The 26,631-nt window shown below is 43.8% G+C and carries 21 protein-coding genes; 8 read left to right on the top strand and 13 right to left on the bottom strand.

Features of this window, described 5'->3' with window-relative positions; all coding sequences use genetic code 11:
- Positions 1-28: 28 nt before the first annotated feature.
- Both gmd and BM210_RS26900 read right to left on the bottom strand, forming a co-directional pair.
- Positions 29-991, bottom strand: a complete 963-nt coding sequence (gene gmd / locus BM210_RS26905; protein ID WP_091175318.1) for a GDP-mannose 4,6-dehydratase — start codon at positions 989-991, stop codon at positions 29-31.
- A gap of 47 nt (positions 992-1,038) precedes the next feature.
- Positions 1,039-2,115, bottom strand: coding sequence for a mannose-1-phosphate guanylyltransferase (locus BM210_RS26900; protein WP_091175316.1), 1,077 nt, complete (start codon positions 2,113-2,115; stop codon positions 1,039-1,041).
- Positions 2,116-2,380: 265 nt separating this feature from the next.
- On the opposite strand from BM210_RS26900, the gene BM210_RS26895 reads away from it, so the two are divergent.
- The 7 genes from BM210_RS26895 to BM210_RS26865 all read left to right on the top strand — a co-directional run bounded on the left by BM210_RS26895 (position 2,381) and on the right by BM210_RS26865 (position 13,236).
- The gene (locus BM210_RS26895; protein WP_256224071.1) at positions 2,381-3,880 is read left to right on the top strand and encodes a sugar transferase; all 1,500 of its coding nucleotides are present in this window, start codon (positions 2,381-2,383) and stop codon (positions 3,878-3,880) included.
- A 2-nt stretch (positions 3,881-3,882) separates the two neighbouring features.
- Positions 3,883-5,031, top strand: a complete 1,149-nt coding sequence (locus tag BM210_RS26890; protein ID WP_091175314.1) for a glycosyltransferase family 4 protein — start codon at positions 3,883-3,885, stop codon at positions 5,029-5,031.
- Positions 5,028-6,134, top strand: coding sequence for a glycosyltransferase (locus BM210_RS26885; protein ID WP_091175312.1), 1,107 nt, complete (start codon positions 5,028-5,030; stop codon positions 6,132-6,134). Before BM210_RS26890 ends, BM210_RS26885 begins: the two co-directional genes overlap by 4 nt.
- Positions 6,127-8,571, top strand: a complete 2,445-nt coding sequence (locus BM210_RS26880; protein WP_091175310.1) for an O-antigen ligase family protein — start codon at positions 6,127-6,129, stop codon at positions 8,569-8,571. Before BM210_RS26885 ends, BM210_RS26880 begins: the two co-directional genes overlap by 8 nt.
- 181 nt (positions 8,572-8,752) lie before the next feature.
- Positions 8,753-10,399, top strand: a complete 1,647-nt coding sequence (locus tag BM210_RS26875; RefSeq protein ID WP_091175309.1) for an S-layer homology domain-containing protein — start codon at positions 8,753-8,755, stop codon at positions 10,397-10,399.
- 362 nt (positions 10,400-10,761) lie between these two features.
- Positions 10,762-12,657 (top strand): phage tail family protein, encoded by a 1,896-nt coding sequence (locus BM210_RS26870; RefSeq protein WP_091175308.1) that lies wholly within the window; start codon positions 10,762-10,764, stop codon positions 12,655-12,657.
- A gap of 72 nt (positions 12,658-12,729) precedes the next feature.
- On the top strand, positions 12,730-13,236 hold the full coding sequence (locus tag BM210_RS26865) for a hypothetical protein (protein ID WP_091175306.1): 507 nt from the start codon (positions 12,730-12,732) through the stop codon (positions 13,234-13,236).
- A 164-nt stretch (positions 13,237-13,400) separates the two neighbouring features.
- Here the strand turns inward: BM210_RS26865 and BM210_RS26860 are convergent, their stop codons facing one another.
- The 10 genes from BM210_RS26860 to BM210_RS26815 all read right to left on the bottom strand — a co-directional run bounded on the left by BM210_RS26860 (position 13,401) and on the right by BM210_RS26815 (position 21,650).
- Positions 13,401-14,165, bottom strand: coding sequence for an SDR family NAD(P)-dependent oxidoreductase (locus BM210_RS26860; RefSeq protein ID WP_256224075.1), 765 nt, complete (start codon positions 14,163-14,165; stop codon positions 13,401-13,403).
- A gap of 245 nt (positions 14,166-14,410) precedes the next feature.
- On the bottom strand, positions 14,411-16,048 hold the full coding sequence (gene groL / locus BM210_RS26855; RefSeq protein WP_091175302.1) for a chaperonin GroEL: 1,638 nt from the start codon (positions 16,046-16,048) through the stop codon (positions 14,411-14,413).
- Positions 16,049-16,223: 175 nt separating this feature from the next.
- A complete protein-coding gene (groES, locus tag BM210_RS26850) occupies positions 16,224-16,505 on the bottom strand; it encodes a co-chaperone GroES (RefSeq protein WP_091175300.1) in 282 nt (93 codons plus the stop codon).
- 231 nt (positions 16,506-16,736) lie between these two features.
- Positions 16,737-17,498: a twin-arginine translocase subunit TatC gene (tatC, locus tag BM210_RS26845; protein ID WP_091175298.1), complete on the bottom strand. Its 762-nt coding sequence runs from the start codon at positions 17,496-17,498 to the stop codon at positions 16,737-16,739.
- Between the two features lie 39 nt (positions 17,499-17,537).
- Entirely contained in the window at positions 17,538-17,864 is a 327-nt protein-coding gene (locus BM210_RS26840; protein ID WP_371263556.1) for a twin-arginine translocase TatA/TatE family subunit, read from the bottom strand.
- Entirely contained in the window at positions 17,865-18,866 is a 1,002-nt protein-coding gene (locus BM210_RS26835) for a molybdopterin-binding protein (protein WP_091175297.1), read from the bottom strand.
- Positions 18,856-19,356 carry a molybdopterin adenylyltransferase gene (gene mog / locus BM210_RS26830; RefSeq protein WP_091175295.1) on the bottom strand — a complete coding sequence of 167 codons (501 nt, stop codon included), beginning with the start codon at positions 19,354-19,356 and terminating at the stop codon, positions 18,856-18,858. The genes BM210_RS26835 and mog overlap by 11 nt, the downstream gene beginning before the upstream one ends.
- Before the next feature lie 41 nt (positions 19,357-19,397).
- Positions 19,398-19,880, bottom strand: coding sequence for a cyclic pyranopterin monophosphate synthase MoaC (moaC, locus tag BM210_RS26825; protein WP_091175373.1), 483 nt, complete (start codon positions 19,878-19,880; stop codon positions 19,398-19,400).
- 98 nt (positions 19,881-19,978) lie between these two features.
- Positions 19,979-20,614 (bottom strand): 5-formyltetrahydrofolate cyclo-ligase, encoded by a 636-nt coding sequence (locus BM210_RS26820; protein ID WP_091175293.1) that lies wholly within the window; start codon positions 20,612-20,614, stop codon positions 19,979-19,981.
- Between the two features lie 223 nt (positions 20,615-20,837).
- A complete protein-coding gene (locus tag BM210_RS26815; protein ID WP_256224074.1) occupies positions 20,838-21,650 on the bottom strand; it encodes a helicase-related protein in 813 nt (270 codons plus the stop codon).
- 238 nt (positions 21,651-21,888) lie between these two features.
- Between BM210_RS26815 and BM210_RS26810 the strand changes: the two genes are divergently transcribed.
- Positions 21,889-23,850, top strand: coding sequence for an ABC-F family ATP-binding cassette domain-containing protein (locus tag BM210_RS26810; protein WP_091175291.1), 1,962 nt, complete (start codon positions 21,889-21,891; stop codon positions 23,848-23,850).
- A gap of 216 nt (positions 23,851-24,066) precedes the next feature.
- Here BM210_RS26810 and BM210_RS26805 read toward each other — a convergent pair whose 3' ends face one another.
- Positions 24,067-26,532 carry a hypothetical protein gene (locus tag BM210_RS26805; RefSeq protein ID WP_091175289.1) on the bottom strand — a complete coding sequence of 822 codons (2,466 nt, stop codon included), beginning with the start codon at positions 26,530-26,532 and terminating at the stop codon, positions 24,067-24,069.
- Between the last annotated feature and the right edge of the window lie 99 nt (positions 26,533-26,631).

The following is a 26,631-nucleotide window of genomic DNA, read 5'->3' as shown; positions in this document are numbered from 1 at the left end:
GAAACAAACCGCCTTTTATTAAACTGTTTTATCGTTGCAGTTTCTTCAAATCACTTTCAACCATCATTGTGATTAATTGCTCGAATCCTACTTCCAATTCCCAGCCAAGCTTACTCTTAGCTTTCGTACAATCACCTAACAAAAGATCGACCTCTGCCGGTCTTACGAATTTCGGATCGACTACGACATAATCTCTCCAATTTAATCCTACATGCCCAAATGCAATCTCAACCAATTCCTCTACCGTATGAAGTTCCCCAGTTGATATAACATAATCATCAGGTTGATTCTGTTGCAGCATCAAATACATTGCTTTCACATAATCTCCAGCAAATCCCCAGTCTCGCTTTGCATCCAAATTCCCCATACGCAATTCTTTTTGCAGTCCCAATTTAATCCGAGCTGCAGCATCCGTAACCTTGCGAGTTACAAACTCAACGCCGCGGCGTGGTGATTCATGGTTAAACAAAATACCGGAACAAGCAAACATATCGAAGCTCTCACGATAATTAACCGTAATCCAGTGACCATACACTTTGGCGACACCATAGGGACTTCTCGGGTAAAAAGGTGTTGTTTCCTTTTGAGGAGTTTCTACAACCTTACCAAACATTTCACTGCTTGATGCCTGATAGAACTTGGCTTCCGGTTTAATTAGTCTCACAGCTTCTAGTACATTGGTAACACCAATTCCTGTTGATTGCCCCGTAAGCACAGGTTGAAGCCATGAGGTCCCCACAAACGACTGGGCAGCAAGGTTATATACTTCATCAGGATTGGAAACACGTGTCGCTTGAATTAATGACCCTTGATCCAATAGATCTCCTTCAATAAATTCAATTTCATTTTTGATATGTTCAATATTTTCCATAATAGGTACACTAGTTCTTCTACGTAACCCATATACTTTGTATCCCTTGGAGAGTAATAATTCAGCTAAATATGAACCATCTTGACCTGTAATTCCAGTAATTAGCGCCGACTTTGTCATGTAATAATATCCCCTTTAATATATTCGTAGATTAAGAATTGAGTTCGTTATAAATATTTATCCAACTTTTGCATTCTTAGCTCTTTCAATAATAGTTTAACTTCTTGCGCTTTCTCTTTGGTGCAAATTAACGTTACATCTTCAGTATCTACTATAATCAAATCTTCTATTCCTAGCGTAGCTATCAATTTGCCATTACTCTCAATAATACAACGTTTTGTATCCAAATTAAGTATATTTCCTTTAATGACATTCCCATTCTCATCGCGTTCGTTGATTCGATCAAGAGCTGTCCAACTACCAACATCATCCCATCCAAATATACATGGAATCACATAAATATTGTCAACCTTTTCCATAATACCATAGTCAATCGACTGATCAGGCATTTTGGGAAACTCGGCTCGAATCACATCATTACGATTAGATGTTGTGAAAGCCTTTTTCATGGTTTCCAAGATATCATGCATGTCTGGCATAAGCTCTTGAATATATTTACGTATAACTGACGTCTTCCAAATGAAGATTCCGCTGTTCCAAAAAAAACTTTCCGTAGCTAGGTAACTTTGGGCAGTGCTCAAGTCTGGCTTTTCCACAAATTTATTCACCTTATATACTTCTAGGTCATTAATCATTTCCATTTCACTGGTGCTCTCAATATATCCATAGCCTGTTTCTGGATAAGTCGGTTTGATACCGAGCGTTACCATACTGCTATCATCCTGAGAAACCTCAACTGCTGTTTGTAGAATTTTAATAAATCCTTCCTCATTCTCAATAATATGATCAGAAGGAAGCACCACCATCGTGCTATTTGGAAACTTTTCTTCTATGATCAAGGAAGCTAATCCTACACATGGAGCTGTGTTTCTACCTATAGGCTCGATTATAATATTTTCCAATGGTAAAGTAGGTAACTGCACATGCATTAATTCCGCGTAGAGTTCATTGGTCACAATAAAAATTTGAGAAATATCTATCAGTTTCTCAAGTCTAGAAATTGTTTGCTGAATCATAGATTTGTTACCTGAAATATTCAAGAATTGCTTTGGCAAATTCGTTCGGCTTTTGGGCCAGAATCGTTCACCCTTCCCCCCAGCCATAATCACTGCGGTGATGGTCATATCTTCCCCTCCAGTTATCGACATAAAGCGGGTCGTATTTCTATAACTACAATATTATAACGTACCAATTTACGACAAAGCAATGTTTATGGAATTATTTGTTTCCATAAAGGTTCATGGCTAGTATATAATAGTTACGTATATGTTACCAAGCTAATAGGAAATTGGCTAGTTTATATAATTGGTAATAACATTTGTTGCATTCCCTAATCTATTAATAATAAAATTAACATTTAGAACGTCGAATTTCCGGAGGTTATTTATAGTGAATTACCAGTATGCGACATCAAAATCCAAAAAAGAGCATTTTAAGCCAACGTTAGAAATGAATAAACAACTTGCCATAAAAAAAAATTATTCAAGCATTTTAGCAGCATTTTTCTTGTTGCTTGAAGTTATTGCGATCATATTAGTATTCTTTTATCTCTACGAGTACAGAATTTCTCAAGAATTTGAAAGTAACATTACTCTATGGGATATACACTCACCCCGATTCGTAAAGTATATGGTCTTTTTCCTTATCTCTTCAATGACTTATATCGTCTTCATTTATCGTTACAAACTATACAACTTTAGATCTAGCTCAGGCCTTGCAGATGAATTATACAAGATGATCAAGGCTTATTCATTTGCTATCCTTATCACAATTGGGGTAAGTTTTTTACTGAAATTAACGGACTTTTCGAGATTAGTTATTGTATTATATTGGCTAATGGCCATTGTATCTTCAGGAATTGTTAGGGGATTGAAACGTGTTGCATACATCCGTTTAGCAAAACAAGGCGTTGTGAGCAAAAATGTTGTCATTGTTGGAGCTGGGAAATTCGGCAAATCTTTAATGCAGGAATTGACCAATTATCAATATCTCGGCTATAAAATCATTGGTTTTGTTGATGATCACGAAGTTGAAGACTTTGAGGATCATAAATACTTAGGTCCTATAGCTCAATTAAATGATCTATTAAAGAAACACCTTGTTGAAGAAATCATAATTACGATTCCATCTGAAAGGGATTTAGTTAATAAACTCATTACGGATCTTAGAAAACTGGATATCAATATTAAAATTGTACCTGATTTATATAACTTGGTCATGAGCACAGTTCAAATTGGAAATATTAATTCATTACCAGTTGTTACATTAGTTAAAACGCCTATGAGAGGTGTGGGACTCGCATTTAAGAGAATCATTGATATCATCGCTTCTTCTCTGTTAATACTCATTATACTCCCTGTGTTTGTGATTACTGCAATTGCCATTAAGATCGATTCCAAAGGAAGCATCATTTATAAACAGCAAAGAATCGGAAAAAATGGAAAACGGTTCTATATGCTTAAATTTAGATCCATGGTAACGAATGCGGACTCCTTACTAAAACAGATTCAAAACCAAAACGAAGTAGATGGCATTGCTTTCAAAATGAAAGAAGATCCTCGAATCACTAAAGTAGGACGTTTTATACGTAAATACTCCATTGATGAGCTCCCACAGTTGTTTAATGTTCTATTAGGAAATATGAGTTTGGTCGGTCCGAGACCTCCATTACCATATGAAGTTGAACGATATGGCGATTGGGAATGGAGAAGGCTGGAAGTACTCCCTGGTATCACAGGATTATGGCAAGTAAGCGGACGAAGCGATTTATCCTTTCAACAATGGATGAATCTTGATATTTATTATATTGAAAACTGGAGTATCGCCTTTGATATCAAAATATTATTAAAAACACTCCCTGTTGTATTGAAGGGTGAAGGAGCTTATTAATATTGAATGTATATATAGACGGTCAGCCTCTACTTGGACCACGGTCTGGAATTCCTCGATATGTCGAATGCTTGGTTAAGCAGCTGTCAATTGAATCAGATGTCAATCTGTACTTAGCTTTTAACCGAATAGCAAAAAGTATTCGCGAAAATCACGTTTTGTCTTTCGAACGTGATTTTCATCTTGATTTGGTCAATAATATATATCCTTATAAAGTAATACGCAGGCTATGTAGACCTAATTTCCTTTATAATATGCCTTATGATATGATGAAAAAATCGAAAGCAGATATTTTTCATGGTACTAACTTTACACATATGCCTACGCTAAAGGGCAAAAGTATAATCACGATTCATGATTTGTCGTATATGCACTATCCGGACTTTACTACCAAAAAAATCTTGAACCATCATAGCCAGTGGGTCCCATACAGCGCTGAAAAATGTGACCACATTATAACCGATTCCTGGCAAAGTAAACTTGATATTATTAATTTACTAAACATAGCTGAAGAGAAAATTGATGTGGTTCATCTTGCCGCTGATGAGAACTTCAGATTTGTTTCGAACTCAGCACCTGTTCTAAGCAAATACCAAATTCCTGATAAGTACATTCTATTCGTGGGAACTTTGGAACCAAGGAAAAACTTACTGGGTTTGCTTCAATCTTACTTGCTACTGAAAAGGAAATATGACTGTCCGGAAAAATTGGTAATTGTCGGAGCTAAAGGCTGGAAGTTCAATCCTATATTTGATTGGGTACGAGAAAACAAACTAGAAGATGAAGTGGTTTTCACTGGATTTATTGAAGATGAGGATTTGCCCGCTATATACAGTGCAGCTACGGTATTTGTTATGCCATCTGTGTATGAAGGATTTGGCCTTCCTCTCCTTGAGGCCATGCAATGCGGTACGCCTGTTATTGCATCGAATATTTCATCGCTTCCTGAAATTGTCGGAGAAGCAGGTTTACTTATCGACCCACATGATCACTCCGCATGGGCTGAAGAAATTCACCAAATAGTCTCAAATTCCGCAAAGAGAGAATTATATTCAAAACTGGGTCTGGAACGCTCTAAGCAATTTACCTGGAAACAGACTGCGATAGAAACCAAACAAATATATCAAAAGGTATTAGGTGGCTCAAAATGAAAATCGCCATTGTACATGATTATCTGAACCAATATGGAGGCGCAGAACGGGTCCTTGAATGCTTCCTGGATTTATTCCCTAATGCTCCTGTTTATACGATGCTTACCGATTTATCCAAAATGCCAGCACGATTTGCTCAGGTTGATATTCGTAATTCGTATATCCATTCGATACCCTTTTCCAAAAAACACTATAAGAAAATGCTGTCCCTATTTCCGACTGCTGTCGAACAATTTGATTTAAGGGAATACGATGTTATATTGAGCAGCTCAAGTGCCTTCGCTAAGGGAGTAATTACAAACCCTAATCAAATTCATATCTGTTATTGCTATACACCAATGAGATATGTTTGGGATCTGTACCACCAATATATCCAAGAAGACGTGACGAACCCGATATTTCGTACACTGCTTCCTTTTGTCCTTCACAAAATTCGGATGTGGGATTTAATAACTGCTCAGCGTGTTGACCATTTTATCGCTGATTCTAAAAGTATTTCCAGAAGGATTGCCAAGTATTATGGACGTGAATCTGATGTTATTTATCCGCCTGTCAGCTATGATAATTTTAAACAAGCAGAGAACACTGAAGAATTCTTCTTAATTGTATCCAGAATGATTCCCTACAAAAGAATAGATATTGCCATTGAGGCTTTTAATAAACTAAAAAAACCATTAGTTATTATTGGAGATGGTTATGACCGAAAACGATTGGAATCCTTAGCCGGAGATACCATTACATTTATGGGAAGACAGCCCGATGAAGTCATCGTAGAATATTACTCCAAGTGCAAAGGATTCATTTTAGCTGGTGAAGAAGATTTTGGCATCACCCCTTTAGAAGCACAATCGAGTGGAAGACCTGTTATTGCCTTTGGTAAAGGCGGCGCTTTGGAAACTGTAGTTGAAAATGAGACTGGAGTATTTTTCTATGAATCAACAGCTGACAGTATTATAGAGGCTGTACGTAAGTTTGAATCCATAGCTTTTGACTCTTCAGTTATTCGGAAGCATGCCCATGGATTTAATGAGACCCGTTTTAAAGAAGAAATCCTGAAATATATCCAAATGGCTATTCATCAAAAGGAGCACTCTAATGAATAAAAAGGCTATAGAGATTGAGGAAAAAAAATCGATCCTGTTTTGGCTGCTTTCTGCTTTTGTTGTATTTTTTTTATTTTGGGCACCTTTTCAAAAAGCATTGTTTAACGGCAATACCTTTGATTTTGAACGTTCTATTTATACTTCCTTAGTGTGGGGTTTCATTGTACTGCTCATTGCATCCTTGTATTTATTCTACAACTGGAAGCTGAAAGATCATCGGGATATTCTTACTTTATTGGTTTGGCTGCTTCCATTCACATACTTACTTGCGAAAGTTTCCGAGGCATCACATTACTACGCGACTAACATGCTGTATATTCAGATGTTATATGCAATCTTCTTTATACTCGGTGTTTACTTGTGCAGAAGTAAATTAGGCAGTCAAATCATAACTTGTAGCTTAATGGGTTCCGGTTATGCAGTCGTATGGTTTGGAATGATCAATTGGTTGGGTTATAAGGAATGGGCTGCAAGAATGGTAAGTTGGTTTGTAGACCTCCCTAACAAAATGGAATATCGCGACGCTGTAATGTCAGCAGAAAACCAATTGCGACTTACCTCTACTTTTCAATATGCCAACTCTTACGCTGCTTTTCTCATTGCTTTGTTATTAAGCGCTGTTTATTTAATGGTTTCCAGCAAAAAGCCAGCTGTTATTATGATTAATGCCTTTATGTGCGTACCTATCATCATTTCTTTTTTCCTAACACTATCACGCGGCGGCCTTGTCATTTTACCTATCGTCTTGCTGCTAATATTACCTTTTATGAAAATATCCAAACAAATCTTCATGTTTATATATCTTGGCGTGTCTTTCTTGATATCACTTCTAATCCTAAGCAAGATTACGGAAGTCGGGGAACAATTTTACTTGCATCAAAACCTTACCACGGCGGCGGGCGGGTTATGGACCTTAATAGGCGTTTCAGCAGGATTTGCAATTGTTATATGGCTGTTGCAAAAATATGTATTTCCTATACTGGAAAGTTTCACTGAGTCCAAGATAAAAATGAAGTTTGCAACCATTTTATTACCAGCAGCTGCATTAATTATAGGGGCCTTAGGCGTATTTTTACTTTTTGGCAATACAGGGGCCACTAATCTTTTACCAGACTACATTAAACAACGTATCGAAAATATTAATTTTGCTCAGCACAGTGTTTTGGAAAGAAATTCTTTTAACAAGGATGCCCTAAAACTTTTTGAGGACTACCCAATTCTAGGTGCAGGTGGCGGTGCTTGGGCGGCTCTTTACGAGAAGTATCAAAGTTATCCGTACGTTAGCAGACAAGCCCACAACTTTTTTATGCAATATTTAGTGGAGACGGGAACTGTAGGTATTCTAGTGCTTATTGGTTTTCTTGCTTATGTCTTTGGGCTATATATTCGTTATCATATCAAGTCCTCGGACCAAGGTCAGGATCGTCACATTTTCTATATTGTCACAATATCTCTACTTATTCACAGCATAATCGACTTTGATCTTAGCTATGTATTCATAGGAGTACTTGTTTTCTTGAGCTTGGGAGCGATGATTTCTCATATCTCTTTAATACCTAAATCGAGTTTGATAAAGAAACCTGCACTCACTTACATTAATAAAATTTATCCAGCTTCTCTTTTCGTTTTATCGATCATCATGTTTTTCATATCTGCTCAAAACCTTAGTGCAAATAGTTCATTCCAGAATGCATTGGCTACGGCTAACAGCAATAAATCGATTAATGAAATATTCATTCCACTCGATAAAGCATTAAGTATTCATAAGAATCAGCCGGATTATAGCTTGTATAAAATTGATATATTATTTCAAGCATACCAACAGACAAAAGATGAAAATTTTTATAATCAAATGCTTACTCTTATCAACCAATTAAAGACAGATGAATCAAACAATCGTTATTTAATCGAGCAGGAAATGAAGGCTTATCTAGTAAAAGAGCAGTATGTTAAAGCACAAGAAATAGCAAATGCCCAAACTAATAATTTCTCTTGGGACATTACCTTGTACGAAAAAACGATTTCCCTTGATCTGACTCTATCTGAAAAAGCCAGAATGGAACGAAATGATGCTTTAAAAGTCCAATACTGGAACCATTCGTTTGAAGTCTATGCTAAAGTCCTAAGCAAAATGAAGGAACTGGAGAGTCTCCCTAAAGAGCAAGTTCAGGGGCGTGCTTTTAATGTGACTCGCAATATGGCATTCAACCTTGGTCAAATCGAATTTATTCGCGGGCAATATGCATCATCTGACAGCTTCTTAAAAACGTATATTACTGATCAATTTGAAGATGCAGCTAATCGTGAACTAGCCAGATGGTATCTAGCCGCCTTGCAAAAGCAAAATAAAACCGATCAACCGCTTTATGACAAACTGATCGCCAAGGATCCAAAAGAACGTGATGAGATAAATAAGTTGGTCAACGCAACTTTCTAGCGTAACTTACGTCCTATTATTTGGAAGTAACTTTTTTACCAATTTGCTACCATAGACTGTCTATCCATGATAAGATATAGATTGTATTTTAAAATTTTATTTAAGTATATTTAATATCGATTTAACAAAGGCATAAGCCTTGTTATAATACAATCTTCGCTGGAAGGGAGGTGAATCGAGAATGGCGAATTTAAATATGAAAAACAACTTAAACAGAGAAACAAATAGGAGGAATACTGTGTTAAATCGTACATTTATCAAGAAAATATCTGCAATGCTTTCATTGACGCTTATTATTGCAATCATGGTTCCAGTATTGGCCTTTGCTGCAACTGCAGGATTCAGTAGTCTTACATACAAGGATGGGACTGTTACTGGAACTGTTTATTCAGATGTTTATGCTGATGGAGTAAGTAATGCTGTGTATGTTAGAATCAAAGGCGGCGATGTATTACTCACTACAACTAAAGCGACTTATTCTGGTGGCAACTATATCTACAATTTCTCACAAACGATATCAAACGCGTACAATCTTGTAAGTGTAAACACTGCAGTTTACCAAGGTAACGTATCCGTGTTTGAATCTGCTTACCAAACCTTGTATAACACTTCATCTACATACACTGGTGGATCATCTAGCAGTAACGGTAGTGGCGGTGGTGGAGGGTCATTCAACAACGGGACAATTTCCGTGTCAAGTGACGGTTCCGTTGACTCCTATACTTTAACTAACGCATTGACAGCTGGCGATGTTACGTTAAAACTTTCCGGTACAATTGCATTGCTTCCTGCTTCTTCTCTGGTAAGTAATGGATCCAAAACAATTACAATTACTAATGATTTCGGTACTTATGTATTGCCGGTTTCCGTTTTGAAATTGGATGATCTGGCTAAATCTTTGGGTATTGAAGTTAAAGATTTGAAAATTAAAGTTACTATTGCAAAAGTAGATTCCACTACATCTGACGCTGTTAAAGCAGCTGCTGCAGCTGTTGGCGGTACGCAATTGGCTGATGCTGTTGACTTTAATGTAACGGCTGTTGGCAAAGATGGCAAAACAACTTCGGTTGACTTTGGTAAAACGTATGTTTCCCGTTCAGTTAATACTTCCAAGGCTGTTGATGCTTCCAAAACAACAGGTGTTTTGTACAACGAAACAACGAAAAAAGTAAGCTTTGTTCCTGCAACATTCTCTACAGTTGATGGTAAAAATGTTGCTACTATTAAACGTAATGGTAACAGTATTTACACTGTTGTTGAAAACAACAAAAGTTTTGCTGACGTTGCTTCCCACTGGTCCAAAGCTGATGTTGAGCTTCTTGCTAACAAGCTTGTTGTAGAAGGCTCCACAGATACAACTTTCGAACCAGAACGTAACATCACTCGTGCTGAATTTGCAGCATTAGCTGTTCGTTCCCTTGGTTTGACACCTGCTGCACCTGCTAGCACATTTACAGATGTGAAATCGGATGCTTGGTATGCAAGCACGGTAGCAACAGCTACTTATGCAGGCATTATTAATGGATACGAAGACAACACATTCCGTCCTGATGCTCAAATTACTCGTGAAGAGTTAGCAGCTATGGTTATTCGCGCGATGGACTATGCTAGCATCAGCACTAATGTATCTGATCCACAATCCGTTTTGAGCAAGTTCAAAGATTCCAACAAAATTGTATGGGCTCAAAAGGAAATCGCTGCTGCAGTTAACGCTGGTATTATCAATGGCTTGACTGATGATACAATCGGTTCTGCAAGCAAAGCAACTCGTGCACAATCTGCAACGATGTTGAAACGTTTCTTGAGTACTGCTAACTTCATCAACTAGTTTTAAACAACTGGGACTCGATACTTCGGTATCGGGTCTTTTTTGCATGCTTAAAAAAGCTGCCAGAACCTGAACCTAATTTAAACCTGAAGTAAGATACTTATTACAAAGTATCGGCTGATCAGGTCACATTTCATATATGTATCGAAGCAGCTTTTTTTATAACTGCACCCTAGCTTTCAAAACATTACTTTATCCTTGGATCGCTTTCGACACTGCCGCATACAAACGCTATGATCCTCCTGAGTACCCTATCTTTATCTTTCTTACTTTTTAAAAACCTATATATTTAATAGTAATAAAGTATTTTACTTCCAATAATATGCTATCATAAAGATAGACTTTTTTTGAGGAGGATTCTGATGCTTGAACAATCCAATGTCAAAAATAAGGCTATAAAAAGCCCCTCAACGAATCAAGCTTTACCTATTCAACAGCAACCATTCATGAATGCCACGATGCAGGGTAGTGCCATTCATTCTCGAGCTCATGGTTTGTCCAAGGAAAACATTATACATATGCAGCGCACTGTAGGGAATCAGGCTATACAACGTATGTTTTCAGCTTCACCCCGTACAGGTAACGTGATGACCATTCAACGTGCAGCTGCAGCGGAAGCACCTGAAATAGCCGCCGAGGCTGCAGCTAGTTATCCAATAGCTGCTCCGGCAGCTGATGTCCCTGCGGTTGTAGATTCTGCAGCAGGAGCACCGGTTGGGGCAGCTCATGCTGCTCCTGCTGCTGGCGCACCTATCTTAGCCGCTCCTGCTTCTGTCCCTGCTGCTGGTGCACCAACTGAAGCTGCTATGGCTCCTGCTTCTGTACCCGCTCCTAGCACACAGATTGAAGCTGCTCCTGCTCTTGCCCCAGCTGCCGGTGCAGCCGCTCCAACAACTGCTGGACCTACGGCTGCACCTTCTGCAGCAGTCATTCCCCCAGCAGCCCGTCCTGCTCCCACCAAGGATTTGACCTCATATCAAAACTATAATGTGGTATATAAGTGGCTGAAGGAACGTGCAGTGAAGGAAAAGAAGGCTGGATTATTCGGATATTTCGATGATCTGACTGCAGGAGAAAAAATGTCCGCTATCAAAGTCATGTGCGGTAATGAGCGATCCCCCAGTATAGATAAAGTTAAAAGCACGATGCTCACCGGTATTTTTACCAAAACCATAGACTGGGACCGTTTCTCAGAAATTAGCCGTGAAGCCAAGGCCAAGAACATTACCAATTACAATGCAGATCAGGCACGTGACTATGCGGCCTATACAGCCATCGGTACTTCAGGGGCTACGAGCGGGGTATCCGGTACGGCCGCGCTCAGCAATACACTAGGTGCCGGAGGCGCTCTTTCGGTGGCGAATGCAGTAGCACCGGCAGCTGGCGTACTGAGCGGAGTTGCATCCGTATCGCAAATTTATAATGCTTCTGAAAACTATGATTCAAGCTTGTCAGCAGCTGGAAAAGCAGAAGTATTGGGCTCCGAGGCTTCAGGCGGCGCTGCTGATTTGACTCGTTTTACCGCGGGTACCGTTAATGGTGTCAGAACGTTAGGAGGCATGGCTGCTAGCGGTACGGCTACCGCTGCTGCAGGTGCGGCTGGCGTTGTAGGAGGTGCAGCCTACCTGGCTGGAGGAGTTGCCGGTTACGTAGAAAGCAGCAGAAACCAGAAGAAACTCGCAGAGCTTGAAAAAGGTTTTGGAGCTCAAGGTAGTATGAATGAGAACGATCAAACTAAACCACATCAGGGGGATCTAGGTCTTGCTGCCAATCTGGGCGGATCCACCCAAGCTATTAACAAGACCAAAAGCGCCATAACGGCCGCCAAAGGAGCGCTAATGATCGCAGGAGGCGCTGTTATGATCGCAGCTGCTTTGTCTCCAGTCGGTCCAATTCTGCTCGCAGCCGCTGCTATTCTCGGTGGGATCGGGGCTATCGTCAAATTTTACAAAAAATCAAAACGGAAGGAAACCTTCGTCGACAAAGCTCTGAACATTGATAAAGAGATGGCCAAACCAGAAAATGCAGGACTTAGCCGCGAAAAGGTACGACAAGGTGTTCTGGAAGCATATGGCTTCAACAATGTAGGACAATGCTATAATCAGCTTGTAACCGATCTCGCGTCAATGCTCTATGAAGGTGGCGTCGCCGGTCAGGATGATGAGGCTAAGTCAGTTATTGAAGGTATTGGACTTGAGGTCAACCGACTTAAGAAAAAACCAGGCAAAGATTTGATCGCCAAAAAGCTGCATACTTGATTTCGTTAACCTTTTCGTGATAATCGCTTGCCTGTTTTCGCAAAGATCAGCCTATGTAAGGAGGTATAACCTATGGCATCTGCTTTCGAATTTACGGATTCATTTCTCCGCCAATTTCAACAATATTACCTGAAGCTCGACATTCTTAACCAATGGGCTGAACCAACAAAGGAATCGCCCTATCCTTCCTTGATTGTACGCTTTGATGAAATCGGCGAACGCCCTTCTCTAATTGACCTGGAATTATGCTTCCTCCCAGGGATGGAATCGTTCACTCAGGAGGGTATTGCCATATTGCAAACATTTGCTGTGCTGAGAAGCAATGTCCCTCCCTCAACCTATACTAAACTGCTGGCAGAAACAGCGAAAATCAATATCCAACTGCCCCTAGGCGGATTTGGTCTGTTTACGGATACGAGAGTGCTTTATTTTAAACACAACACCCTCCTGCACCGAGACTGGCTCGGCAGCCCACAGGCCCTTGAGCACTTGGACCGCCAAAACGCGCTTGTTCTTCATCAGCTTTACTTATTTACAGATCTGCTGCTAAATATGGCAGAGGAACACACAGCCACCTAATAGCTGGCTCACGTGCCCCTCTGCCTTCAATAACCCTATAAACCTTATGTAGCCCGAAACCGCAGTAAATAAGCTTCTAGTCACCCTTACACGATGTGGCGATAGGGTAGTGATGCTTATTTATTGTCATCCTGGTCGTGGTTCAAACTCCGTTCAACATATACCTATGATACCTCATTGCCCCCATCTATTTGAATGATTTGTCCGGTAATCTGGCTGGCATGATCGCTTGCCAGAAATACTGCCACTCCTGCCGAATCTTCACCTGTTTGCAAGCGGCCAAGCGGTAGCATTTTACCTCTCTCAACCAACCACTCATAGGTTTGCCCATCCAAGGCCCGTACCTCAATTTCCCGTTCCGTCGCCACCCAGCCTGGATTAATAGCGTTGACACGGATCCGGTCTCTGGTAAGGGCACCAGCCAAATTTCGGGTTAACGTCGATATGCCTCCTTTGGAAACCGCATAGGCGAATAGCTCGGGTGATCCGATGGCCGCATGGCTTGAGCTCATATTAATAATAGCACCGCCCCCACGTTTCTTCAGCCACGGTACTGCCGCCTGGCACATCAAAAAGACTCCCTTCAAATTGATCGACATGACCCTATCCCACAACTCTTCTGTCGTATCCTGCATCATGCTGCGCGGATAAATACCCGCATTATTAACGAGAATATCCAATCCTCCTAAATGCTCGACTGCCTTGCTTGCAATTCGTTGTGCATCCGCGGATAACGTAATATCTCCCTGAACGAAAGTGACGTTCAATCCTTCCTGAACCAGCGCCTCAGCAGCCTCAGCTCCTTGTTCATTCATATCAGCGATGATAACGCTCGCACCAGCACGCGCCAAGCCTTTAACGATACTATATCCGATGCCGCTAGCACCTCCGGTCACAATGGCTGCTTTATGCTCCAATGGCAAATACATCACGATCATCCCTCCGTATTTTGACTGTTGCATCCGGAGATGCATACTATCATCAGTCTAGCACCAAACAAACAGAATTGGGAACCCTAATAATAAAAATACAATTTCATACAAATAAATCCATAAAAAAGAGACCTTCTACAAGTTCATTGAACTCATAAAAGGTCTCTTTTGAAGTTAGTTGCAGCCTTGAACCTTTCCTAGAAGAGGCCACGGTCGCAATATGAAAGCAGTCGGGTCGCTTCTTAGAAGCCGCCCATTCCGCCCATGCCACCCATTCCGCCCATATCAGGCATAGCTGGTTTGTCTTTTTCTGGTTTGTCAGCGATAACCGCTTCAGTAGTTAAGAAGATAGCTGCAACGGATGCTGCATTTTGCAATGCGGAGCGTGTTACTTTCGCTGGATCTACGATACCAGCGTCGAACATGTTTACCCATTCACCAGTTGCTGCGTTGTACCCAATGCCTACAGCTTCTTTTTTCAGACGCTCAACGATAACGGAACCTTCTTGACCCGCGTTAGCTGCAATCGTACGTACAGGCTCTTCAAGAGCACGCAGAACAATGTTCACGCCAGTTTGCTCATCAACATCGTTGCTTTTTACAGCAGCTACAGCCGCATATACGTTAACAAGGGCAGTACCACCACCGGATACTATACCTTCTTCAACAGCAGCACGAGTTGCGTTCAAAGCATCTTCGATGCGAAGCTTGCGCTCTTTCAATTCTGTTTCAGTAGCCGCGCCAACTTTGATTACCGCTACGCCGCCGGACAATTTAGCCAAACGCTCTTGCAATTTTTCTTTATCGAAATCGGAAGTGGTTTCTTCCAATTGTGCACGGATTTGCGAGATACGAGCGCCAATGTCTTTCTTGTCGCCAGAACCATCAACTACGATAGTGTTTTCTTTAGTTACACGAACTTGACGTGCCGATCCCAATTGATCAGGAGTCGTCGATTTCAGATCAAGACCCAGTTCTTCTGTAATTACTTGTCCGCCTGTCAATGCTGCAAGATCTTGAAGCATCGCTTTACGACGATCGCCAAAGCCTGGAGCTTTAACAGCTACACAAGTGAATGTGCCACGAAGACGGTTAACAACCAAAGTTGCCAATGCTTCGCCTTCAACATCCTCAGCAATGATTACTAATGGTTTGCCTTGTTGAACAACTTTCTCAAGCACAGGCAAGATTTCTTGAATGTTGGAGATTTTTTTGTCAGTGATCAAGATGTACGGGTTTTCCAAAATAGCTTCCATTTTGTCCGTATCTGTGATCATGTATGGAGAAATGTATCCGCGGTCGAACTGCATACCTTCAACCACTTCAAGCTCAGTTGCAAAGCCTTTGGACTCTTCAACAGTAATAACGCCGTCTTTGCCCACTTTTTCCATAGCTTCAGCGATCAATTGACCTACTTCGTCGTCAGCAGCCGAGATTGCAGCAACTTGAGCGATCGATTGTTTGCCTTCAATAGCTTTGGAGATGTTTTTCAATTCTTCTACAGCTGCTCTAACCGCTTTGTCGATACCTTTACGGATGACCATTGGGTTTGCGCCTGCAGTAACGTTTTTCAAGCCTTCACGAATCATCGCTTGAGCCAAAACAGTTGCAGTTGTTGTACCGTCACCGGCAACATCGTTGGTTTTGGTAGCTACTTCTTTAACCAGTTGAGCACCCATGTTCTCGAATGCATCTTCCAATTCGATTTCTTTTGCGATTGTTACACCATCATTGGTGATTAACGGGCTGCCGAATTTTTTTTCAAGAACAACGTTACGACCTTTAGGGCCCAAAGTGATTTTTACTGCATTGGCAAGCGCGTCAACACCACGAAGCATTGCGCGGCGAGCATCTTCACTAAATCTGATATCCTTAGCCATTGTGTGAAACCCTCCTGAAATAAATGTATTTGAACAACGTTCGTTTATCTTCACAAGAAACACCAGAAACCTCTGCAAGACTAATCATGCATATATTCTGATGCTATAAGTAAAAGCCGGCTAAATTCGCATTAGCAGCTGATGTTGGTCTTAAGTATATGAGATCTTCGCTAAATTACCCGATAACGGCAAGAATGTCGCTTTCGCGCAAAATAAGAAGCTCGCGTCCTTCGAATTTCACTTCAGTACCTGCATATTTCGAGAAAATGATACGGTCGCCTTCTTTAACTTCAAGCGCAACACGCTCTCCATCTTTCAGTACGCCACTGCCTACCGCTACAACTTGACCTTCTTGCGGTTTTTCCTTAGCAGTTTCAGGCAAGAAGATTCCACTTGCTGTTGTTTCCTCTTTAGCAATGGCTTCAATAATTACGCGATCACCTAACGGTTTGATCATGAGAAAATGTCCTCCTTTGAAATATGGTTCTGAGTTTTAGGGTACTGTTAGCACTCGAATATGTTTAGTGCTAACAACACTTATTATGATAATCAGTTTCGTAACATTTTGCAAGTTTTTTTAAATAATTTACACAACTTCATCATTGTATCCATTGAGAATGTTATTATACGGCTGCTCATCAAAGAAAAAAACCACATTCGCAGCTTCATTCCAGCTGTAAATGCGGTATTATTTGGGACCAAATTCCTCTTCCCATTCCTGATCTTTGATCAGCTGTTTGCGGTAAATAGAAGCCGACATCCACACACTGACCTCATAAAGCAAAATCATCGGCAGCGATACCACCACAGCGGAAATCAAATCCGGCGGCGTGATCATCGCAGCAACGATCACCAGAATCATATAAGCATAACGGCGTAATTTGTGAAGTCTTTTTGGATTGAGAATACGCAGCTTGGTAAGAAACATAATGATAATCGGCAATTCAAAGATCAACCCGATCGGAAGCAAAATATTGAACATAAACGTAAAATATTGCGTGATCCCATAGGTTTCCTTGATGTCCAGACGCTCAGAAATTTCCGAGGTAAAAATAAATGCCATTTTGAAAACGACAAAATAGGCAAATGCCAACCCGATCAAAAACAGTAGAAAAGCAAGCGGGATAAAGATCAGTGAAGCCTTCTGCTCTTCAATACGCAAACCCGGTTTAAGAAACGACCATATTTGATACAATGCGAACGGCAATGTGACAATCAGACCTGTAACCAATGCAAAATTCATATACAGCTTGATGGAATCCCAAGGAGAGAAGGCGTTCCAGGCAATCCCGGAAGCAGGAGGGACATTTTTTAAATAAAGGATTAATGGCTGTGCCACAATGATGCCGATCACCATACCAACTATTAACACGAGCAGCACCCAAATAATGCGCTTGCGCAGCTCGCCAAGATGCTCGACCAAGGACATGCCTTCATCATTATTCGTCATGATTCACCAACTTTAACTTGTTGTTGTAGGTACTCCTGTTTACTCCGGAAGTCTTCGGGAGTCCTTCTGTTGTTCGCTTGCTTGTGGAGATGGCTGTACCACAGACTCCTGCTGGCTTGCAGATGCTGGAGCGGGCGGCTGGGTGGGCGGTGTTATATCCTTCCGTGCTTTTTCAGGCTCGGATTCAGTGGCAGCACTCATCAGATCGTTTGCACCGTTTTTAAAATCACGCAGCGTTTTACCAATGGCACGACCCAACTCTGGCAGCTTGTTCGGACCAAACAAAATCAACGCGACAACTGCAATCAGCAGGATATGGGTAATACTCAAATCGTCCAGCTCCATTTCATGATTTTCTTTGATCAACTAACATCCGTATAACCCGCCATAGCCCATTTCAGTAATGTCTTCCCGGACAATCGTTTCTCCAGCACATATACGAGGCAGCAGCACATCAAAAGAGGTATACGGATCATGCATCACACAACCAGGCAGGCCCATAATCGGTACCTCGCCCAAATAACCGATCAGCAGCATCGAGCCTGGAAGCATCGGGGTTCCGTAGCTGACTATTCTTGCTCCGGCTTGCTTGATAGCTCCTGGCGTCCGGTCATCGGGATCAACGGACATCCCGCCAGTTACAAGAATCAGATCGGCTTTCTGCTCCTCCAAAAAGTAACGGATCTCGCGTACAATCGTGTCGCTCTCATCAGGAGCCAGCCGCTGCTCGATAACCTCAGAGCCGAGCGCAGCCACTTTCTCGATGACGACAGGACCAAATTTATCTTGAATACGGCCTTTAAAGACCTCGCTGCCGGTCGTAATCAATCCAACACGCAGAGGGCGAAACGGCTTCACTTCCAATACTGGTGATGATCCAGACGCCAATGCTTCAACCTGCTGAACCTTGGATTGTTCCACAATAAGGGGTATCACCCTTGTGCCGCTGAGTGATTGGCCCGGCTTCACAACGGTATTCGTCTTAATCGTGGCCAGCACGATCTGATCGATGGCATTGATGGCATCAACAGCAGCCTTGTCGATTTTGGCCAGCCCATGAATCGCTGCCTTTACATTGATTTTCCCCTCATGAGGATTAGTCAACGATAGATTCGCTCCTGCTACAGCCTTCGCCATACGCTGTGCCGCTTCATCCTCATGCAGCCACCCCGGCTGAAGATCCAGCACGTAGATATGCTCCTTACCGATATTTAATAAAGCGGGTATGTCCTCCTGACGGACAACATGACCTTTTGTAAACAAGCGGCCTTTAAACTGACCTGGAAGTATCTGCGTTAAATCATGTGCAAGTACACTCCCAATAGCTTCTTCAACTCTGACTTCTCTCAGCATAGCTTCAGGTTTCATTGCCATGATCCCCTACAAGTCCGGTCAAAATGCCAAGCGCATGCGGTAATTGGCCCATGATAGCCTCCAAATTTTCAGAGACGCCCTTAGGACTTCCTGGCAGGTTAATAATCAGGGTTCTACCGCGCAGACCGGAAACCGCTCTGGACAGCATCGCTTTGGGGTTTTTTTGCATAGAAATCAAACGCATCGCTTCAGCAAAGCCTGGAGCTTGACGATCAATAACAGCGAGAGTCGCTTCCGGTGTTACATCGCGTGCAGCAAGACCGGTCCCCCCTGTCGTCAAAATCAGATCAGCCTTGAAATAATCGGTCATTTCGATCAATGCAGCCATAATCTCATCTTTCTCATCCGGTACAACCCGATACTCAATGATTTCCCCATTGATCTCCTCTTCAATCAACTCACGAATAACCTGGGCGCTCGTATCTTCCCGCTCTCCTCGGAAACCTCGGTCGCTTGCGGTCAAAATCGCCACCTTCCAACGCATAAGCTTACTCCTCCCCATGGCTCCATTGTAACGTATAAATATTAAGAATCAGTGTCATTTCTATGAAAATCGCCGCTTTTGCCACCTGTTTTGCTGACCAGCAGCGTAGGACCGATAATCATTCCTTTTTCCGCTGCCTTGCACATGTCATACACGGTGAGTGCAGCGGCAGAGACGGCGGTCAATGCTTCCATTTCCACACCAGTGAGCCCCTTTGTCCTGACGCTTACTTCTATGTATAGTTCATTTAATCCATTATCCGTAAAGTGGACATCTACTCCCGTCAATGAAAGGGGATGGCACATAGGAATCCAGTCGGATGTTTTCTTGGCAGCCATAATCGCTGCGATCTGGGATACCGCCAGAACATCACCCTTCCCAATCCTACCTTGTTTAATCAACTCCAGCGTAGATGGCTGCATCGTAACCGTACTCTGTGCGACTGCGGTGCGGCTGGTTTCCTGCTTGTCTGAGATGTCGACCATCCGGGCTCGACCCTGCTCATTAAAATGGGTTAGCGGCATTGGCTCGGTCACAAGGTAAGACTCCTTTCGATTCGCATGAAGTATAGGCAATACGATAAATATTAACAGATAATCAGTCAGGTCACCTGACTAGGGCTTTAAATTGATTTCGTTGTTTTGGGTGCACGAATCGTTCTTGCTTCCGTAATCAACTCATCCAGGCGAAAATCAAACAGACCCATAGGGACTTCCTGAATAATCTGGGTGTCAAAAGCACCGGCAATAATGTAAGGCTTCGTATATCCAGACCGAACATATTGCTGCATAAAACGGTCATAGTAGCCGCCGCCATAGCCCAGCCGTCCCAAATGGGAGTCAAATGCCAAACCTGGGACAAGTACCACATCAATATGTCGAATATCAATAGAATGTTGTGGCGAATCCGCGGCCGGCTCCGGAATCCCATATTTGCCCTTCTCCAAATCGGAATAGGAACGAATTTCGTACAGCTTCAGCTTTTGCTCTGGCTGCACCTTGGGAATAAGCACACGATACTGCTGGGACCAGCAGGACTCCATAATCGGGGTTATATCTACCTCGGATTTGATTGGCATATAAGTGAAAATCGTAGGCTTGCGGCCCAGCTTGGCGCGTGATTCGAGTACCTCATCGATACGACGAAGCATCAGTTCATTAATACGTGCTGATTTGATGCTGCGTTCGGTGGGCGTCAAGCCATTTCTTTGCGCCTCAGCCCGACGCCGCAGCTCTATTTTCCATTCTTTGATATTCATGGCAAGGCCTCTCCTTGATGGTTCGCAACGTGATTAACATCATTCTAACATATCATGAGAAGAAAAACAGTATTCGGTGTCAGTAGACCCAATTGCTTTGACGAATGCCGACAAATCTATTCATTCTGCTGTCACTTTATCAATGAAATCGTACACTGAGGAGCTTGATTGACAACCTCCACGCTCCAATATATTCATAATTTCCATAACCTCTACAACGGATTCAGCGGCGATTTCGTTTTTTGTTTCGAAAATCGTCAAGAGATAACAGGTTGGAGCTTGATTCCTGCGGACCAGCGGGGGATTCTGTCAATGCTTGCGCCTGGAGCGTCGGCAGCAATGCCTTCCATGCAGGTGAAGCCTGCTTCATCTTCATTGATGGGAGCGACGCTGCAGCACCTGCATCCAGGAAACCTGTACCACCTTGATTCTCATCCATGACAGTCTCATCGATAACAGTATAGGAACAGCCCATCTCAATTAATAATCGCTGCCTCTTAATGGCATAGTTCTGCTCCAACGTCCCCCTGGTTACAACCGAATACAAGTGAGCCTGTCCACCTTCCGACTCCGAATTCAAAATACGAACGAGACGCTGCATCTCCTCTTCTCGACAGCCAAATGATCCCGAAACCTGAATAACAATAGACGTGTCAGGGATGTCAATCGTTGATTTCACTGCCTTGAAAACAATCAGCGTTCTAATTTCACCTTGACGGAATTGCTGGTATAGCTTGTCACGCTCACGACTTGCCATTTTCCCTGTGATGAGCGGCGCATCTGTCAACTGGGCAAGCTGCTCCATCTGGTCCAAATACTGCCCTATCACAAGCACTCTCTCATCTGAATGCTTGCCAAGCAGTGATCGGACAATATCCACTTTCAGAGATGCCTCTGCTGCAATCCTTGACTGAACTTTCGCTTCAGACACCGCATACTCACTGCGTTCCTCTCGCGTCAGATCTACACGTATTTCCGTACATATGACCATTGCGATCCTCCCTCCCTTACATAAGCTCTTTAATAGGCTTTTCATCATCTATGGTTCGATCCGTGTAATGACTTTTCTTCCTTTTCCTGTCCATTCTTTTAAACAGCGGGCAGCACCTTGCTGGAAATCCTTTTCAACAATAGGAGTAGGCTATATTTTAACATAAATGACAGGCTATCAAAAGAAACGACAGCAAGCTTCCACAAAGCTTACAAGCTGAAAAAAAACTGCGAACATGATACACTGTTATAGACATGCTTTTAACCATTTGGGAGGATTATGTATGCTGCTGCAAGTATCAGGAATATCGAAGAGCTACGGCATTTCCGCCGTGCTTTCTAATATATCATTGCAAATTGAAGCTCGGGAACGGATTGGACTGGTCGGCGTGAACGGCGCAGGTAAATCGACACTGCTGCAAATTATCGCGGGTGAAATGTCATATGACTCGGGAGAGCTGTTCAAAGCAAAGGAAACGAAGATCGGCTATTTGAAGCAAAACAGCGGTCTTATCTCGGACCGTTCGATCTGGGAGGAAATGAAAAGCGTATTCACACATTTGGAGGAAGCCGAGCAAGAGCTTCGTCAGCTGGAGGTTATGATGGCCAATCCTGCTGTGCTGGCCGATGAGAAACAAACTGAGGATACAATGAAACGGTATGCTGCGCGTTCAGAATGGTTTAAGGAGCAGGGCGGCTATGAAGCGGAAGCACGTATTCGCGGCGTACTCCATGGGATGGGCTTTGGCGATTTTGCACCCGAGACTTCGGTTAACACATTAAGCGGTGGTCAAAAAACACGGCTGGCATTAGCCAAAATGCTGCTGCAGGCACCAGATTTACTGCTCCTTGATGAGCCTACGAACCACTTGGACATCCCGACATTGACCTGGCTGGAGGGTTATTTACGCTCATATTCCGGCTCTATTCTGGTCGTTTCTCATGACCGTTATTTCCTGGATGCCTTGGTTGGTGCCATCTATGAAATCGAGCGGACCACCTCACGTCGTTATACGGGCAATTACTCCAAATATGTTGATACGAAGCAAGCGGATTATGAGATTCAATTAAAGCAGTTTGAAAAACAACAGGGTGAAATCGCCAAGATGGAGGAGTTTGTCCAAAAAAACATCGTACGAGCTTCTACAACCAAACGTGCGCAGAGCCGTCGTAAAGCATTGGATAAAATGGACCGACTCGACAAGCCAATGGGTGATTTAAAAAGAGCACATTTTTCCTTCGAGGTCGAGCAGGCGACAGGCAAAGAAGTGCTGAACGTCCAGCATGTTGCGGTATCTTATGATTCAACCAAACCACTGTTAAAGGATGTATCCTTCCAGCTGCGCCGCGGTGATACTGCCGCTCTGATCGGTCCTAACGGGATTGGCAAATCGACTCTGCTCAAAGCATTAATGGGGCAGCAGCCGTCGGCAGGTTTGATCGATTGGGGTTCTAATGTAAGAATTGGGTATTACGATCAGGAGCAATCCGGACTTAACCCGGCCAACACGATCATTGACGAGGTATGGAACGCATTTTCCCATATTGAGGAGGCACGGATTCGCAAGGTGCTGGGCAGCTTTTTATTTACTGGTGAGGACGTGTTCAAGAAAATTTCCGCACTAAGCGGCGGCGAGAAGGCACGAGTCGCACTGGCCAAGCTGATGCTGCAAAAAGCTAATGTTCTAATTCTCGATGAGCCGACCAACCATCTGGATTTGTACAGCCGTGAGGTACTGGAATCTGCGCTAATCGATTACGAGGGCACGCTGCTGTTTATTTCACATGACAGGTATTTTCTGAACAAAATGGCAGAATCGATGCTGGAGCTGACGCGTGATGGGGTCACCGGTTATTTGGGTAATTACGATGACTATGTCGAAAAGAAGCAGGAGCTTGCTGAGATCGAGCGGCAGCGGCTTATTCTGGAAGCTGCCAAAAGCAAGAACACTGTAGGCAAAGGGGCAGCAGGCAGTACCGGTCAACCCGCAACGGAGGTTGGAAACGGCGGCTACGAGTCTGGCAAGCTGGCAAAGCGCGAGGACCGCGCACGACAGCGCAAGCTCGAACAGCTGGAGCAAAAGATAGCACAGCTCGAGGATGAGCTGGCAGCGCTGGAGGCGGAGCTCGCCAAGCCGGAGATTTTCAACGACTACGTACGTGTGCAGCAGACTAATGAAGCCATTGAAGGCAAAAAAACCGAGCTTGCTGACTGCTACGAGCAGTGGGAGCAGCTAGCCGAATAGAAATTTTACCATAAAATTCCAATTATAGAGTCATAGCACTCTATTAGACAAAGCAAAACTCGACGAATGCGTATGGTGCTTCTCGATCTCAAAGGCAACAATCAGCTTTTCAAGCCAGTCCGGTGAATAATGAGCAGTGCGGTAGGGTCGTTCTGGCGAAGCGAAACTCGCTTTGGAATGATCCAGTCAAGCAGCGGCTACTTATTCACCGGACTTTTATGTATCATCGAGCCTTAACAACAGCAGGGGAACACTTCCATAAATAATCATTGTGGCTGCTGCAACAATGCCTGAATCGTTCAGCAGCAGCGCTGCAATCGAGCCGATCACATTGGCGGCACAGCCATGCATCAGATACGGATACCGCCGCTGCCATTGCTGAAAACGCCCACGCGGCCGCAGCACCAGAACCGTCATCACCAGAAGTCCTGTGAGCAGCACCTTGCTCCAAGCTGAAACCTTAATCAGATGCCCGTTCATCTCAAGCTTGCGCATGATTGTGGCACCTATAACATCGAGCCGTCCTTGCTCCAGCGTCCCGAAGGCACGGCCGATATGGCTTTGCCCATCGGCCGCCAAACCTGTGACTGCTCCTGCGTTGAGCAGCCACAGGCCCCCAAGCGCTGCGCCGAGCAGCAGCGCGAGGGCTGGCGCCAGCCGCACCCAGCTGCGCCAGCCAGCGAGGCGCGCGGCCAGCGCGCCAAACCCCGCCGCCGCGGACAAAGCGCCGCCGGCGTTCGTGCCAAGCGCCGGCGCTGCTAGATAGCCGGTGACCACCGCGCCGACAGCCGCCGCAGGCAGCCACGCGTGCCATCTTGTCGTTTGCGCCGCTGGCTGCACCGATTGCACGCTTCCATTGCGGCCGTCCGTGTGCTGCCAAGGTGGCGTGACGCCCAGCGGCTTCCGTCGGCGTATAAGCCGCCGTGCCTGCGCAAGCGACGTAATTGCGAGCAGCACGCTTCCAAGCAGCACACCCATGAACTCGTTGCCAATCCCGTAATAACGGGCTCCGATCATCGCATCATAACCAAGCACAGAGCTCTTCATTGCCTTCGCGTCATGCAAGCCATCATACATAATTAGCACACTCACGATAAGCCCGCTCCAGAATAAACCAAGCATCATATACTTGGGATGGTTGGCGGCACAAGCCAATCCTACGCTTGCACACAACACAAAAGTAATCATCAATATCACCGCTTCAGTAGACGAAGCAGAGGCTGTTGGCAGCCAGCCCATGGCAAGCAGACCCGCAGGCAGGAGCAGCAGGGAATATAGCAATATTCGCCATAGTGTCTTTTCTTTATTCCGGATAGTACGAAACGATTTCAACATAATCACAATCAATATGATCAGCATCACTACGATCTCATAGACAGCCAGTCCATACAGCAGGCTCGGACGGAGCCTGTACACACGCTGCATTCGACTCACTTCGTCTAACAATCGAGCAAATGCATTTGGCATGGCTTCGGAGATCATGGGGAAACCGATCATTTCCTTGGGAGTCGCTAGTCCATACGCCTGCAATAATGTCGGTCCGATATCGACCAGCGAGACAATTCCTGTTCGCCTTGTAGTCGCAGATGTTAACAAGCTTTCTCCACTAGAAGGCTTGTAGCGGACAATCGGTGCCAAAAGAGCCTTGTATTTCAGTGCGTCCCCATTTACCTGAGGGCTTATTATCCACAGCTCTGCATTTCCACTGGGAAACGTATCCACAGATGCAGCAAGCTCACCGATAAATTGATCCAGCTCGGTCATAATTTCCTGCTTCAACCGCCCAAAAGCAGCTTGATTGTAACTATTTCGCTCCTCGTACAAACGCCCCAGATCCCCAAGCTCCATCACTGTAAGGGCGGGCGAGCCTTGTCCTCTCCACTTTTTCAGCAGCCAGCTATAATGAGTTGCTACCCCGTAAGGACGATCAGCATTGACTAGCAGCCCGTTACCGCCAACATCACCATCCGCAACTGTTCCCTCTTTATCCATAACAAGCAGCGGCGCATACCTGCGTAATCTTTTATCTATGACTGCTGAAGGATTGCCGTTTTCCAAATCTGTACCAGAAGCATGATCCATATTTCCCCATACACTTAACCGTACTTTCGCCGCTCGCAGCAGCTCTCCTAATTGCCCGGGGCTTGCATGATACCAAATTGCTTCATTCTTTCGACGAATATTAGCAATGGTAGGTATTACAATATTTCCATCTGCATCCCGCCCCGTATATCGATGATAGAGCGCCGCACCCAGCTCTTGATCGATACGCTCACCGCGATTCAGGCTTTGTACGTTGGAACCCGCTTCTGCCCATTGTCCTGCACCCATAGTCACATATACATGCTCTATGCCTTTCGCTGGTGTCCGAATATTCATGGCTCCCCAGGCAGCATGACGCCCAAGCTCCTTCAAGTGAGGCATCGCCGCTAAAACGGGTCCCTTTTTTTCCTCTTGAGGCAATCCCAGCACACCATTGCTACCTGCCCAGCCCATCTCCATAAAAGATAAACCCGGAATGGAAATCAGCACGATTGGTTTACCTAATAAGGATGGAGCTGACATAGGGTTATCTTGCTCCGCAAGCACATGAGGACTCGCTGCCAAGCAGCTGTACACGAGCAAGCTGATGAGAAACACGATAAACCTCTTCCAAACCGTTGTATGACCTCTCAGCCTCATCCACAAATAGATCTCCCCCCGTTCAACCCATAACGAGAGTAATATTCCCTAATATTTCCCTTAATATGCAATTTGAGAAGCTTTTGAAGACTCACTATT

Source organism: Paenibacillus sp. 1_12 (assembly GCF_900114475.1).
GTDB lineage: Bacteria > Bacillota > Bacilli > Paenibacillales > NBRC-103111 > Paenibacillus_S.
The sequence above is the reverse complement of the archived record's forward strand: the minus strand, read 5'-3'. Positions and strand labels throughout refer to the sequence as shown.